Raw genomic sequence first — 13,024 nt, 5'->3', positions numbered from 1 at the left:
CAACTTTATTATAATTTATAAATGATTCTAGGAGCAAAAATGAAACAAATATTGTCTGCTCTTTTAGTATTTCTCTTTTTAACAGGTTGTGCAACAAACAATCTTCCAAATGGTAGTAAATATTCAAAAGAAACTTTAATCAATAAAGCAAACAATGGTGATATAAATGCCATGCTTGCACTATCTAAATATTATGATTTTCCTCAAACAATTGAAGGTTTAAAATATTTTGATAAATGGTATAAAAATATCGACAAAAATAAAGACCCTAAAGAATTAGCACTTATTGGTGATATATATTATGACTATAGTGATATGTTTTTAGATGGAGAAACAAAAGCCTTAACACTTTTAAATGAAGCTTCAAAAAAAGGAAGCCTTGATGCAAAAGTATCTTTAATCAAACACCATATAACTTATCACAAAATATATGAAGCCCAAAAGATTGAAAGTGAAATTATTGAAAAGCTATCAGTTGAACAGTTACAAAAGCTTTATACAATTTATATGGATAAATATAAAAGAGACCAAGCTGAGAAAGTTGCCTCATATTTAGCAGAAAGAGGTGCAGACCTTCCATATAAACTACAGCTACAAGATATTAAATCTACAATGTATAGAACAAGTGCTAAAGAAAAAGTTGAAAAGTTTATAGAAAAAACTATTGCTTCTAAAGATAGTGAAAAGATTCTTGAACTAGCAGAGCTATTTAAAAAGAAGTATAGATATCAAGAATCATTAACTTTATATAATGAGTATATAAAGTTAGATGACAAAAATGCTGATGTTTACTATAGTTTATCAATAATCTATGATAAAGGTCACTATAGACAAAAACTAAATAAAGATAAAGAAAAATCTCAAGAGTACTTACAAAAAGCAGCTTCACTAAATCATATTGAGGCATCTGTAAAACTTCTTGAAAACTATGGAAGAAGTATAGATACTTTAGATAAGTATTTAGAGTTAAAAAATAGACTTATCTCTTCAAATGAAGGTACTTTAGCTTTAGCAAACTACTACAATAAAAAAAGATATAAAGAAAAAGCAAGGGAACTATTTGAAAAACTCGCAGAAGAAGAGAACCATGAAGCGATTTTAGAACTTGCTTTAAAAACTCCATCAAGATACTACTTCTATCCAGAAGAGTATATAAGTGCAAAAAAATGGCAAGAGTTCATTCTTTCAAGTACTAATACTAAGTTAAAAAATGCATTTACCAAAGAAGTGATAGAAAACTATACTTATAAAAAAGCCTTCCCGGAAGTTATTAAAAAACTTGAGCAAGATATTTTAGAATCTGATAATATCTTAACGCTAAGAAAATACGCCAATAAAAATAGATACTCAAATATTGACTTAGCAATTAAAATGTATGAAAAAGCTTCAAATGCAGGAGATATCAAAAGTTCTCTTGAACTTGTAAGTCTTTATACAAATAAAAAAGTAAATAAATATGATAAAGCAGTGGAAGTTTTACAAACACTAATAGACAAAGGTGATAAAAAAGCTGCATATAAACTGGCTCATTTATATCTATATCCACCTTACTCTTTAAATAAAAAACCTGAAGATAAAAAAGCTTTAGCTATTTATGAAGACTTAGCTAAAAAGAATGATTTAAAAGCTATTCAAGAGTTAGTTACTTATCACTTGTGTTACTCTTGTAATAAAGACCCTAAAAGAGATAAAAAAACTGGTTTTTATTATATGAAAAAGCTTTATGAGATAAGAAAAAGTCCAAGGGATTATGCATCTATGGGATGGGCTTATGCTTATGGAGAAGGAGTTGAAGCAGACCTTAAAAAAGCAGAAGAATACTATCTTCAAGCAGCACAAAAGGGATATACATCTGCATACTATAACTTAGCTTGGTTATATTATAGAAATGATGACAATAAAGATAAAAATATCATTAGAATTGACTATAAAAAAGCAAAAGAGTATTTAGAACTTGGAGCTAAACACTTTAATTATCCTAGTATAAATCTATTAGGAGTTTTCTATAAAGATGGTCTTGGTGTAAAGAAAGATATGAAGAAAGCCATAAGACTATTTGAAAAAGCAGCTTTATATGATAAGTATGCAGCTAATCATCTTGCAAAATACTACAGAGATAAAAAAGATTATGAAAATGCAATTAAATATTTTGGCTATGCTAGAAATAAAGGTGATGCAGCAGCTCAAGTAGAACTTGGAGTACTTTATGAAAAAGGACTAGGAACTAAAAAAGATGTTAGAAAAGCATTAGGTTACTATAAAGATGCATATCAAAACTATAGAGATAAATCACAAAAAGATGTTGCAGCATATAATATAGGACTTATCTATCACTATGGAAAAGGTGACATAAAAAAAGACCTTAAAAAAGCTAAATCTTGGTACTTAAAATCAAACCATGATAAAGCTAAAACTGAGTTTTATAAAATAGAAAAACCTAAGAAGAAGTAAGTTTCTTCTTTAAATATGATTTTGAATTAACATCAAAATCACTGATATAGATAAAATCGAAAGCAGTGTCTGCATAGTAATCGTTGCAGACATTAGCTTTAAATCTCCCCCAAGTTGCCTTGCTAAGATATAAGCTGACGAAGCAGTCGGCATAGAACCAAAAACTACAAGGACTAAAAGCGCAAGACCAGTTATACCTAAAGCTTGACCTATAAAATATATAGCTAAAGGATAAACAATAAGCTTAACAATAATTGCTAAAATCAACTCTAATTTTGCTTCTTTTATATGAGATAAATGAAGACCAACTCCAACTGATAAAAGTCCTAAAGGAAGTGCTGCTGAACTTAAAATACCAAGTGTTTTCTCTAATGGAGTAAAAAGAGTTATTCCAAAAAAGTTTAATAATCCACCAACAACACATCCCATAATAAGTGGGTTTTTTACAATTGAAAGCATAAATGACTTTACAGTTATTTTATTGCTTGCTGCATAAATAGAGAAAATAGAGATACAAAAAATATTTATAAGTGGAATCATAAAAGTCATTAAAAGTGCAGCTAATACTAATCCACTATCTCCAAAAATAGCATCAACAAGGGCTAAAAAAACATAGGTATTAAATCTAATTGCACCTTGATAAATAGAAGTAAAAGCATCCCCTTTAAACTTCTTAACAAAACGGTTAAAAAGCATAAGAGCTAAGGTTAAAACAATCATTGTTAAAAAGGCTGAAAGAATAAAATTAAATCCATCAATTCCTTCTAAAGAGGCAGTTGAAAGTTTGTATATTAATAGTGCGGGAAAAAGTACATAGTAAGTAAATTTATCTGAACTTGCCCAGAACTCTTCGTTTGGGAATTTAATTCTTTTAAAAAAGTATCCTAAAATAATAAGGAAAAAGATTGGTAATAAGGCTTCAATAATATTTTGCATAAGAGATTATACTCTTCTTTTGCTTTTATGCAAAAAGTTTAGAAAATATTATTTTTCAAGGGTTTATTATACCCTTGAAAGTTTGTCCAGTTGTTGAATCATATTTTTAGCAGTATCTTCATTTAGAGGTTTATCATAACTTGTTAAAATCTCTCTTGCTAAAATATTTGCTCCTAAGTGTTGGAACTGAATTCTCATAGCTTGAAGACCTTTTTGACCTCCTCCACCAGAGTGAGTTGCTAATCCTACAACTTTTTCATTAAATGCATCTCTCCAATCTTTTGTACTTCTTGAAGTCCAAGCCATAGCGTTGTTTAATACAGGAGGCATAACTCCATTATATTCAGGTGCTACAACAATAAATGCTTTTAATCCTAAAATTTTATTAGCTAATTCTTTTACAGTTTCAGGAAGACCATTTTTTTCTTCTTCAACTGTACTATATAGTGGTAAGTTTAAATCTACTAAGTTGATAAGTGCTGCTTCAACATTTAACTCACCTGCAAGTTCTACTAATCTTTCACCTAATTTTAGGTTGTTATTTGCACTTGCAACTAGAATTCCTATCTTTGACATTTTAATCCTTCATAGTTAATATTACAATTTTTATGAAATTCTATAACTTTAATATTAGTATTTCTTTAAGGATTTTGAATAGATTGAAAAGCTAAATATATAAATTTAATCCTACTATTATTTATTCAAAGTTAAAAAACTCTTTAATATCAACTTCTAATACCTTTGATATTTTATATAGCTGTTCTATATTGTAGTGTTTACTTTCTAGCCCTGCTTCTATTTTACTTACTATACTAACTGACTTATGCCCTATACTTAAGGCTAAATCTGTTTGAGATACTTTTTTCTTTTTTCTTATTTTTTTTACATTTCCTGCAATTATCTTGTGAAAATCTAATATTTCTTGCTCATCAATATCTAAATGCAATAACAACATGTTCCCTATAGTGAAGTTTTTTGTAAGTTTATAATAGATAGAATTATTAAAATACTCCCTATAGGGAATATTTTATAGTTTTATTTTGGATAATTCAAAAAGTTTTTAGTACTAAAAGGCATTATTATTATGAACAATATAATCTCTAGGTTAGAGAATGAGAAACTTATGTCGAGATATTTATGCTACAAGACATATGAAAGAAAAGAGAACTCCATACTTATAAAAAACTCCCAAAAGATGTTCTCATCTTCAATTCAAACAAAAGAGATGATTACTCTTTATCAAATATTTGCAAAAGAAAAAGATATCAATTTCACTGTTTTTGAGAATGGAGATATATGTATAGAAAAGTTATTATTAAAAAATTAGCAAAGAAGTATTTTACTTCTCTACTAAATCATATAAGGCTTGAATCTCTTCAGGCCAGATAGTTTCATCAATAGTTTCTAGAACCATTGGGATATCATCCATTCTATCATCATTCATGATAAATTTAAAGGCATCCCAACCAATTTGTCCCATACCTAAAGAATGGTGTCTATCTACTCTACTTCCAAGTTCTGGTTTTGAGTCATTTAGGTGCATACCCATAAGATATTCTCGTCCTACTACCTCATCAAACTCTTTCCAAGTTTTATCATATGCTTCACGTGTTCTTATATCATAACCAGCTGTAAACATGTGACAGGTATCAATACATACACCAATTCTTGATTTATCTTCAACTTTATCAATTAAATAAGCTAAATGCTCAAACTTATATCCTAAGTTAGAACCTTGACCTGCTGTGTTTTCAATTACAAGCTTTACATCATTTGTTGCATCAATCGCTTGATTAAGTGATAGTGCGATTCTATCTAAACACTCTTCTTCAGTGATTTTTCTTAAGTGACTTCCTGGGTGAAAGTTCAGTCTATCAAGCTTTAGTATCTCACATCTTTCAATTTCATGTAAAAATCCATCTAAAGATTTTTGTCTTTTATCTTCTTCTGGGTGTCCTAAATTAATTAAGTATGAGTCATGGGGTAAGATATGCTTTGCTTCAATACCTGTTTTCTCCATCTCTTCAAACCACTTGTCTAAAACCTTTGGTTCAAAATCTTTTGCTCTCCATTGTCTTTGATTTTTTACAAACAGTGCAAAAGCTTTACAACCTATCTCTCTAGCGTTAATTGGAGCATTATAAACTCCTCCACTAGCACTAACATGTGCTCCAACATATTTCATTTTGATTCCTTTTAACGTGTCTCATTTTTTTGGGATTGTACTATTAATCTTTTTTGATTTTTATTAAGATTGAGTTTTGTTTATCTCTATGAATAATATTTTTTTCATCTTTTTCAAATAGATTTTTTAAAAAACTTTTTTCATAAGAACTATGCAAAAATTCATTATTGAAGTTCTTGCTTTTTTGGCATTTGAAAGTATCTTTACAAATTTGGTTATCATAAATATCTAAGCGTAAAACAGTAACACCTGCTGAAAATACCTCAACTCTAGTAAAGTTTTGAAATTTAGAAATAAATCCTTTATCATAAAATTTTAGTTTTGGTGTTTTTATAAGTATAGTGGCACTTGAAACAATTTTTGGCTGATTAAAAGAGCATCCTGTAAAAAATATTATGAAGAAAATAAGAAAAGATAACTTTTTAATTCCTAATCCTTTATTATAAAAGTTTCCACTATAATACAAAAAAAACTATAATTAATCAAAGGTTATCCTTGTTAGTACATATTTGTTGCGCAGTAGATTCACACTATTTTTTAGAAAGATTACAAGAAGATTTTCCAGATGAAAAACTTGTAGGCTTTTTTTATGACCCCAATATTCACCCATATAATGAATATAGACTTCGATATCTTGATGTTGAATACTCATGTAAAAAGCTAGGTATTGAACTTCTTGAAGGTCCTTATAACTTAGAAGAGTGGCTAAAAAAAGTAAAAGGTTTAGAAAATGAACCTGAAAAAGGTGATAGATGCACAGTTTGTTATGATGATAGATTAGAAGTTAGTGCAAAAAAAGCTTTAGAGTTAGGGCATGATAAATTTACTACTTCACTTCTTATCTCTCCTAAAAAATCTCAAGATAAACTAGAAAAAATTGGAGCTAAACTTACCCAAGAACTTGGTTGTGAATTTATTTTCAAAGACTATAGAAGTGGAAATGGTACTCAAATTCAAGGTGAAGTTGTAAAAGAGAATAGCCTATATAGACAAAACTATTGTGGTTGTTTATTTGGATTAACTGCTCAAAGAGAACAACAAAAGAAAATTATGGATGAAATGTTCTCTCCTCTTTCTCACCAAATCCTTCCAGAATCAATCGAAAGTAGACTTGAACTTTATAAAAAAAGAGATGAAATGGAAGAACAAGGTATTCCATATCAAATCATCAAACAAAGATTTTTAAACTACAGACTTCTAAGTGGAAAAGTTAAAATTGATAAAAAAGTAGTACCTTCTTACTTTTTATGTTATTCAACTTTAAATAGAAAAAGAATGAATGGACGAATTGCTTACGAAAAAGATGAAATAGCTTATTTAAATAGAGATGAAGTAAAAGTTCTAAGTATTGATATGTTCAACTCTATAGGAAATAGTACCTATAGAAATGTTCAAAAACTTATGTTCAATCCACCAACATTTGAATCAGAACTAAATATTAGAAATGCTATTACTCAAAATCCTTATGGGCTTTCTACTATTGTTGTTATAGATGAAGTAATAGATGGGAAATATGAAATTGAAATTGATTCTGTTATTTATGAGGATGTGAAGGAAGTACTTATATGAAACTTCTAGTTTGTGCAATGGAAGCTTCATCAAATATTCACTTAAAAGAGTTAAAAAAACACCTAAATGACAATGTAGAATTAAAAGGAGTTTTTGACAACTCCTTAGGAAACCCTTTATATGATTTAACATCACTTGCTATCATGGGTTTTACAGATGCCATTAAAAAACTTAGATTCTTTTTTCGCCTTCGTGATGAGTTAGTTGAACTTGCAAGTGAGTGTGATAAAGTTTTACTTATGGATAGCTCTGGATTTAACCTTCCCTTGGCAAAAAAACTAAAAGAGAGATATCCAAACAAAGAGATTATTTACTATATCTTACCTCAAGCTTGGGCTTGGAAGAAAAAAAGAGTTTTCAAACTACAAAAGTTTTGTACTAAACTTTGTTCTATCATTCCTTTTGAGTCTCAAATGTACACTGAAAAAGAAAAAATAACTTATGTAGGTCACCCTTTACTTGATGAGATTCATGAATTTAAAGAAGAGCTAACAAATACAAATAAAATCATCTATATGCCAGGAAGTAGAAAAACAGAAATTGTAAATCATATGAACGTATATAGACAACTTGCTTCAAAAATAAAAGATAAAGAACACATTTTAATCATTCCAAAAAAGTTTGATGAAGAGTTTATTAAAAAATATTATGGAGACATTTCACTATTTACTGTTTCAAATGACTCCCACAAAGAGTTAAGACAAGCAGAATTTGGTTTTATTTGTAGTGGAACAGCTACACTTGAAGCAGCACTTATTGGAACACCTTTTGTAATGAGTTATGTTGCAAAAAAAGTTGACTACTTTTTAGGAAGACTATTTGTAAAACTTCCATATATAGGTTTAGCAAATATCTTTTTATACAAATCAGGGAAAGATGCTATTCATAAAGAGTTTTTCCAAGATGAAGTAACTTTTCAAAACCTTTATAATGAATATAAAAATATAAATAAAAATGATTTTTTAGAGACCTCTAAAGTACTAAGAGAATATTTGAAACATGGAAGTTCTAAAAATGTAGCTGACATAATTCAAAGCTAATATTTTTTTAGATAAAATGAATGATTTTTAAAAAACTTGAATTATAGGAATAAGAATGCTAGATATAAACGAAATACAAGAAATATTACCACACAGATATCCTTTTTTACTTGTAGACAGAATTACAGAGATGGAAAAAGGTAAAAGCATAGAAGGGTTTAAAAATATTTCTATTAGTGAGCCTGCATTTATGGGTCACTTTCCTGGACATCCAATCTACCCAGGAGTATTAATCTTAGAAGGTATGGCTCAAGCAGGTGGAGTACTTGCACTTAAGAGTAATGACCTTTCAAATGAAGAATTAAAAAATAAAGTAATCTACTTTATGAGTATTGACAAAGCAAAATTTAGAAGTCCTGTTAAACCAGGTGATCAATTAGTTTATAAAATTGATATTATTAAATTAAAAGGTACTTTAATTGTACTTGATGGAAAAGCTTACGTAGATGACAAGCTAGTTGCTCAAGCAGAATTAAAAGCAATGGTAGTTGATAAATAGTTGGGAATTTAAATGAATAATATTCACAAAACAGCAATAATTGAAGAAGGTGCACAACTAGGTAAAAATGTAACTATTGGTGCATATACAATTATTGGTAAAGACGTAAAGATTGGGGATGGCACAGTTGTTGATTCACATACGCTTATTGAAGGTAAAACGACAATTGGTAATAATAATCATATCTTTTCTCACGCTTCAATAGGAACAATTCCTCAAGATTTAAAGTTTGATGGGGAAGATGTAGAATTAATAATTGGGGATAACAATAAAATTAGAGAATACACTCTATTTAACCCAGGAACTGAAGGTGGTGGTTCAAAAACTGTAATTGGAAGTAATAACTTATTTATGGGTTATGTTCACGTTGCACATGATTGTATCATTGGAAGTAATTGTATTTTTGCTAACTGCGCAACTCTAGCAGGTCATGTTGAGATTGACGATTTTGTTGTAGTTGGGGGAATGACTCCAATTCACCAGTTTTGTAAAGTAGGAACAGGCTCTATGATTGCTGGGGGTTCTGTTGTAACTCAAGATATTCCTCCTTATTGTTTAGCTGAAGGTAATAGAGCTAAGCTAAAAGGTCTTAACCTTACAGGTCTTAGAAGAAGATTTGAAAATAAAGAAGATATCAACGAAATCAAAAAAGCATATAAAGCTTTATTTAGAAGTTCAAACGCGTTAAAAGACTCTGCAAAAGAGTTCTTAGAAGAGTCAAACAATGAGCATGCAAAAGTTATGTGTGACTTTGTTTTAAATACAACAAGAGGAATTCCTTTTGATAGAAAGACAGGAGAGTAATTAATGAGTAAAGAGATTATATGCGACTTTTGTGGTTCAAAAGATAGCGAAACAAATCCTGTAATAGCTGGAGACAACGCATTTATTTGTAAGGCTTGCGTAACAGCAGCTCATGAAATAATGACTGGAAATGCTCCTGCAAATGATGAAAATGATAACTACACTGAAGAAGTTTCAGTTGAAGAAGAAATCAAACTAAGAACTCCTGCTCAACTTAAAGAGATTTTAGATGATTATATCATTGGTCAAAACAGAGCTAAAAAAGTTTTATCTGTTGCAGTTTATAACCACTATAAAAGAATCTTTAGAAAAGATGAAATTGGTGATGATACAGAAATCAACAAATCAAATGTTTTATTAATAGGACCTACTGGTTCTGGTAAAACTTTACTTGCACAAACAATTGCAAAATATCTAGATGTACCTTTAGCAATTGCTGATGCTACTTCACTTACTGAAGCTGGTTATGTTGGTGATGATGTTGAAAATGTAATCACAAGACTTTTACAATCTGCAAATGGAGATGTAAAAAAAGCTGAAACTGGAATTATCTTTATCGATGAAGTTGATAAAGTTGCACGTATGAGTGAAAACAGATCAATTACAAGAGATGTATCTGGTGAAGGTGTTCAACAAGCTTTATTAAAAATCGTAGAAGGTTCAGTTGTAAATGTTCCACCAAAAGGTGGAAGAAAACACCCTGGTCAAGATGCAGTTCAAGTTGATACTACAAATATCCTTTTCATTTGTGGTGGAGCTTTTGATGGTCTTGAAGAGATTGTAAAGAAAAAACAAGGTGCAAATGTACTTGGCTTTAACCAAAAGAAAAGTGGAAATAAAGAAGAGAAAGATTTAATCTCAAATGTAGAAGCTCACGACTTAGTAAAATATGGTCTTATTCCAGAATTAATCGGAAGACTTCACATGATTGCAACTTTAAATGAAATCTCTGAAGATGATATGGTTCATATCTTAACTGAGCCAAAAAATGCACTTATCAAACAATATATCAAACTATTTGAACTTGACAATGTTAAGTTAGAGTTTGAAAAAGCTGCTTTAAAAGAAGTTGCTAAACTTGCTATTGAAAGAAAAACAGGAGCAAGAGGACTTAGATCAATTTTAGAAGATATCATGCTTGATATCATGTATGATTTACCTGAGTACGAAAATAAAACAGTTACTATAACTAAAGATGTAGTAACAAGTAAAAAAGAACCAAAAATAGCTTAAGAAAGAAGGAAGAGTATGTTATTAGATAAACTAATAGGTCTGTTTTCAAGTGACATGGCAATTGACCTTGGTACTGCCAATACAATTGTTTCTGTAAAAGGAAAAGGTATCATTATTAATGAGCCTTCAGTTGTTGCAGTACAAAACGATAGATTCGGAAAAGATAAGATTCTTGCAGTTGGTCAAGAAGCTAAACAAATGATTGGTAAAACACCATTAAATATTCAAGCGGTTAGACCGATGAAAGATGGTGTTATTGCTGATTTTGAAATGACTGAAAGAATGATTAGATATTTCATTGAAAAAGCTCATGCTAGAAAATCATTTATCAGACCAAGAATCATTATTTGTATTCCATATGGAATTACACAGGTTGAGAGAAAAGCCGTAAAAGAGTCAGCTTTAAGTGCAGGAGCTAGAGAAGTATTCCTAGTAGAAGAGCCAATGGCAGCTGCAATTGGTGCTGGTATTCCTGTTTCTGACCCATCTGGATATGTAGTTGTTGATATCGGTGGTGGTACTACTGAGATTGGTGTAACATCATTAGGTGGATTAGTACTTTCTAAATCAATTAAAGTAGCTGGTGATAAGTTTGATAAATCTATTATTGATTATGTTAGACAAAACTACAACCTTTATATTGGTGAAAGAACTGCAGAAAATATCAAAATTGAGATTGGTACAGCTATTAAACTTGATAGCGAACTAAAAATCAAAGTAAAAGGTAGAGATAACTCAGGTCTTTTATCTACTATTGAATTAGGTAGTGAAGGTGTACGCACTGCTATAAAAGAACCTCTAAGAGAAATCGTATCTGCTGTAAGATCTGTATTAGAGGACATGCCACCTGATTTAGCTGGTGACGTTGTTGATAATGGTGTTATTTTAACAGGTGGTGGAGCACTAATTAGAGGTTTAGATAAATATCTAGCTGATATTATTAAACTTCCAGTAAAAGTTGCGGAAGAGCCATTATTAGCTGTTGCTTATGGTACAAGCAATGTATTAGATCAGGCTGCATTATTAAAACTAATAACTAATGAATAAATTTCTATTCTTTCTTCTTTTTATAGCAGTTAGCTTAGGTTATATCTTCGAGATAGACCAGCTAATTGCTAGAAATTTTAATCCTCTTACAACACTTAAAAAAGTGTATGTAAATAATGCTGTAAAACTACAAAGCAATATTGAAAAATATTTTAATCAAGCAGCTACAATAGCTAAACTGCAAGAGGAAAATGCAACACTAAAAAACTACAAAGAGTTATACCTAGCTTCAAATAATGAACTACATTCAGTATTAGAATCAATTGATACAACAAAAAATACAAGAGATGATATTAAATTTACTAAAGTTTTATCTTATGTAAAATTTGATGATTTTACAAAGGTTTGGATTGACTATAAAAAAGAAGATGACTCTATCTTAGGTGTTATCTCAAATGGCTATGCAGCTGGAATTGTAGTAAATCAAGATGGAAGGTCTAAAGCTTTATTAAATGGTAATGATAAATGTAACTACTCTATTTTTGTAGGAGAAACAAAAGCTCCTGGGATTATTCATAAATCAAAAAATAGACATAATCTTGTAGCAAAATATATTCCTATTTGGTATAAAATCAGAGTTGGAGATGAAGTTGTAACTTCTGGTATGGATAATATTTTCTTTGAAGGTTTAAAAGTAGGGAAAGTTGTTGGTATCAAAAAAATGCAAGATATGCAAGAAGTTCAAATAGAACCTTATGCAAAAGTTCTAACTCAAAAATATTTCTTTGTTTATAAGAAAAAACAACTAGAAATACAAAGCCAAGAAGAAGATAAAAAAGTAGAAGAGAAAGCTTCTAATAAGAAGCCATAATCGAATCTATCTTATCTATTATCACTAATTATTATATAATATAAAATTGCGGTTTTTGTTTATCCATGTAGGAGAAAAATCAAAGATTCGTTTGAAGTTTCTATTAAAGTGAGACTGGTCATTAAATCCAGACTCAATTGATGCCTCAATTATACTGTACCCTTTCTCAATTAGCTTTCTTGCATTTTCAACTTTTTTATTTATTATATATTGATGAGGAGTTAATCCAATCTCTTCTTTAAATATTCGTATAAAATGATATTTACTCAATCCTATATTAGTTGATAGTTCATCTAAACTTGGGGAGTTGTATAAAGTATCATTTATCAATTCTATACTTTTAGAAATAACTATATTATTGTTGAAGTGACTATCTAACTGTTTTCCAACTACTGTATAATTTTTAATTAAATAAGACAAGGCATCGATACAGTATGTTTCTAATTCAA

Annotated in this window: 15 protein-coding genes; 9 read left to right on the top strand and 6 right to left on the bottom strand. The window is 29.6% G+C overall.

Going from position 1 to position 13,024, the window contains the following annotated elements:
* The first annotated feature begins 39 nt into the window (after nt 1-39).
* Complete coding sequence (locus tag CRV02_RS02270; RefSeq protein ID WP_164968951.1) at nt 40-2,451, top strand: tetratricopeptide repeat protein; 2,412 nt, start codon at nt 40-42, stop codon at nt 2,449-2,451.
* Between the two features lie 9 nt (nt 2,452-2,460).
* Here CRV02_RS02270 and CRV02_RS02265 read toward each other — a convergent pair whose 3' ends face one another.
* The 3 genes from CRV02_RS02265 to CRV02_RS02255 all read right to left on the bottom strand — a co-directional run bounded on the left by CRV02_RS02265 (nt 2,461) and on the right by CRV02_RS02255 (nt 4,339).
* Nucleotides 2,461-3,387: an AEC family transporter gene (locus CRV02_RS02265; protein ID WP_129088989.1), complete on the bottom strand. Its 927-nt coding sequence runs from the start codon at nt 3,385-3,387 to the stop codon at nt 2,461-2,463.
* Between the two features lie 66 nt (nt 3,388-3,453).
* Nucleotides 3,454-3,963, bottom strand: coding sequence for an NADPH-dependent FMN reductase (locus CRV02_RS02260; protein ID WP_129088988.1), 510 nt, complete (start codon nt 3,961-3,963; stop codon nt 3,454-3,456).
* A gap of 121 nt (nt 3,964-4,084) precedes the next feature.
* Complete coding sequence (locus CRV02_RS02255) at nt 4,085-4,339, bottom strand: helix-turn-helix domain-containing protein (protein ID WP_258239209.1); 255 nt, start codon at nt 4,337-4,339, stop codon at nt 4,085-4,087.
* A 132-nt stretch (nt 4,340-4,471) separates the two neighbouring features.
* Between CRV02_RS02255 and CRV02_RS02250 the strand changes: the two genes are divergently transcribed.
* Entirely contained in the window at nt 4,472-4,714 is a 243-nt protein-coding gene (locus tag CRV02_RS02250) for a hypothetical protein (RefSeq protein WP_129088987.1), read from the top strand.
* Between the two features lie 12 nt (nt 4,715-4,726).
* Here CRV02_RS02250 and nfo read toward each other — a convergent pair whose 3' ends face one another.
* Together nfo and CRV02_RS02240 are read right to left on the bottom strand one after the other, a co-directional pair.
* A complete protein-coding gene (gene nfo, locus CRV02_RS02245; RefSeq protein WP_129088986.1) occupies nt 4,727-5,572 on the bottom strand; it encodes a deoxyribonuclease IV in 846 nt (281 codons plus the stop codon).
* A 43-nt stretch (nt 5,573-5,615) separates the two neighbouring features.
* A complete protein-coding gene (locus tag CRV02_RS02240) occupies nt 5,616-6,038 on the bottom strand; it encodes a hypothetical protein (RefSeq protein ID WP_258239022.1) in 423 nt (140 codons plus the stop codon).
* Nucleotides 6,039-6,067: 29 nt separating this feature from the next.
* Between CRV02_RS02240 and CRV02_RS02235 the strand changes: the two genes are divergently transcribed.
* From CRV02_RS02235 to mreC, 7 genes are read left to right on the top strand one after another with little or no spacing between them, the layout of a single operon-like run.
* Entirely contained in the window at nt 6,068-7,141 is a 1,074-nt protein-coding gene (locus CRV02_RS02235; RefSeq protein ID WP_129088985.1) for an epoxyqueuosine reductase QueH, read from the top strand.
* Nucleotides 7,138-8,181 (top strand): lipid-A-disaccharide synthase, encoded by a 1,044-nt coding sequence (lpxB, locus tag CRV02_RS02230; protein WP_129088984.1) that lies wholly within the window; start codon nt 7,138-7,140, stop codon nt 8,179-8,181. The genes CRV02_RS02235 and lpxB overlap by 4 nt, the downstream gene beginning before the upstream one ends.
* Nucleotides 8,182-8,236: 55 nt before the next feature.
* Nucleotides 8,237-8,680: a 3-hydroxyacyl-ACP dehydratase FabZ gene (gene fabZ / locus CRV02_RS02225; RefSeq protein ID WP_129088983.1), complete on the top strand. Its 444-nt coding sequence runs from the start codon at nt 8,237-8,239 to the stop codon at nt 8,678-8,680.
* Nucleotides 8,681-8,692: 12 nt separating this feature from the next.
* Entirely contained in the window at nt 8,693-9,484 is a 792-nt protein-coding gene (gene lpxA, locus CRV02_RS02220) for an acyl-ACP--UDP-N-acetylglucosamine O-acyltransferase (RefSeq protein ID WP_129088982.1), read from the top strand.
* Between the two features lie 3 nt (nt 9,485-9,487).
* On the top strand, nt 9,488-10,717 hold the full coding sequence (clpX, locus tag CRV02_RS02215) for an ATP-dependent Clp protease ATP-binding subunit ClpX (protein ID WP_129088981.1): 1,230 nt from the start codon (nt 9,488-9,490) through the stop codon (nt 10,715-10,717).
* A gap of 15 nt (nt 10,718-10,732) precedes the next feature.
* The gene (locus CRV02_RS02210) at nt 10,733-11,764 is read left to right on the top strand and encodes a rod shape-determining protein (RefSeq protein WP_114840292.1); all 1,032 of its coding nucleotides are present in this window, start codon (nt 10,733-10,735) and stop codon (nt 11,762-11,764) included.
* Nucleotides 11,757-12,575, top strand: coding sequence for a rod shape-determining protein MreC (gene mreC, locus CRV02_RS02205; RefSeq protein WP_129084232.1), 819 nt, complete (start codon nt 11,757-11,759; stop codon nt 12,573-12,575). The genes CRV02_RS02210 and mreC overlap by 8 nt, the downstream gene beginning before the upstream one ends.
* Before the next feature lie 24 nt (nt 12,576-12,599).
* Here the strand turns inward: mreC and CRV02_RS02200 are convergent.
* On the bottom strand, nt 12,600-13,024 hold a 425-nt coding region (locus CRV02_RS02200; RefSeq protein WP_164968950.1), incomplete at its 5' end, for an AraC family transcriptional regulator.

The organism is Arcobacter sp. CECT 8989, from assembly GCF_004116715.1.
In the GTDB taxonomy this organism is placed as follows: domain Bacteria; phylum Campylobacterota; class Campylobacteria; order Campylobacterales; family Arcobacteraceae; genus Halarcobacter.
Note: the sequence above shows the minus strand (reverse complement) of the source record. Positions and strands in the feature narration are given on the sequence as shown.

Bases quoted from the DNA above. Each gene is read 5' to 3' on its own strand.
- CRV02_RS02270 (WP_164968951.1), top strand. From the start codon at position 40: ATGAAACAAATATTGTCTGCTCTTTTAGTATTTCTCTTTTTAACAGGT.
- CRV02_RS02265 (WP_129088989.1), bottom strand. From the start codon at position 3,387: ATGCAAAATATTATTGAAGCCTTATTACCAATCTTTTTCCTTATTATT.
- CRV02_RS02260 (WP_129088988.1), bottom strand. From the start codon at position 3,963: ATGTCAAAGATAGGAATTCTAGTTGCAAGTGCAAATAACAACCTAAAA.
- CRV02_RS02250 (WP_129088987.1), top strand. From the start codon at position 4,472: ATGAACAATATAATCTCTAGGTTAGAGAATGAGAAACTTATGTCGAGA.
- nfo (WP_129088986.1), bottom strand. From the start codon at position 5,572: ATGAAATATGTTGGAGCACATGTTAGTGCTAGTGGAGGAGTTTATAAT.
- lpxB (WP_129088984.1), top strand. From the start codon at position 7,138: ATGAAACTTCTAGTTTGTGCAATGGAAGCTTCATCAAATATTCACTTA.
- fabZ (WP_129088983.1), top strand. From the start codon at position 8,237: ATGCTAGATATAAACGAAATACAAGAAATATTACCACACAGATATCCT.
- lpxA (WP_129088982.1), top strand. From the start codon at position 8,693: ATGAATAATATTCACAAAACAGCAATAATTGAAGAAGGTGCACAACTA.
- clpX (WP_129088981.1), top strand. From the start codon at position 9,488: ATGAGTAAAGAGATTATATGCGACTTTTGTGGTTCAAAAGATAGCGAA.
- CRV02_RS02210 (WP_114840292.1), top strand. From the start codon at position 10,733: ATGTTATTAGATAAACTAATAGGTCTGTTTTCAAGTGACATGGCAATT.
- mreC (WP_129084232.1), top strand. From the start codon at position 11,757: ATGAATAAATTTCTATTCTTTCTTCTTTTTATAGCAGTTAGCTTAGGT.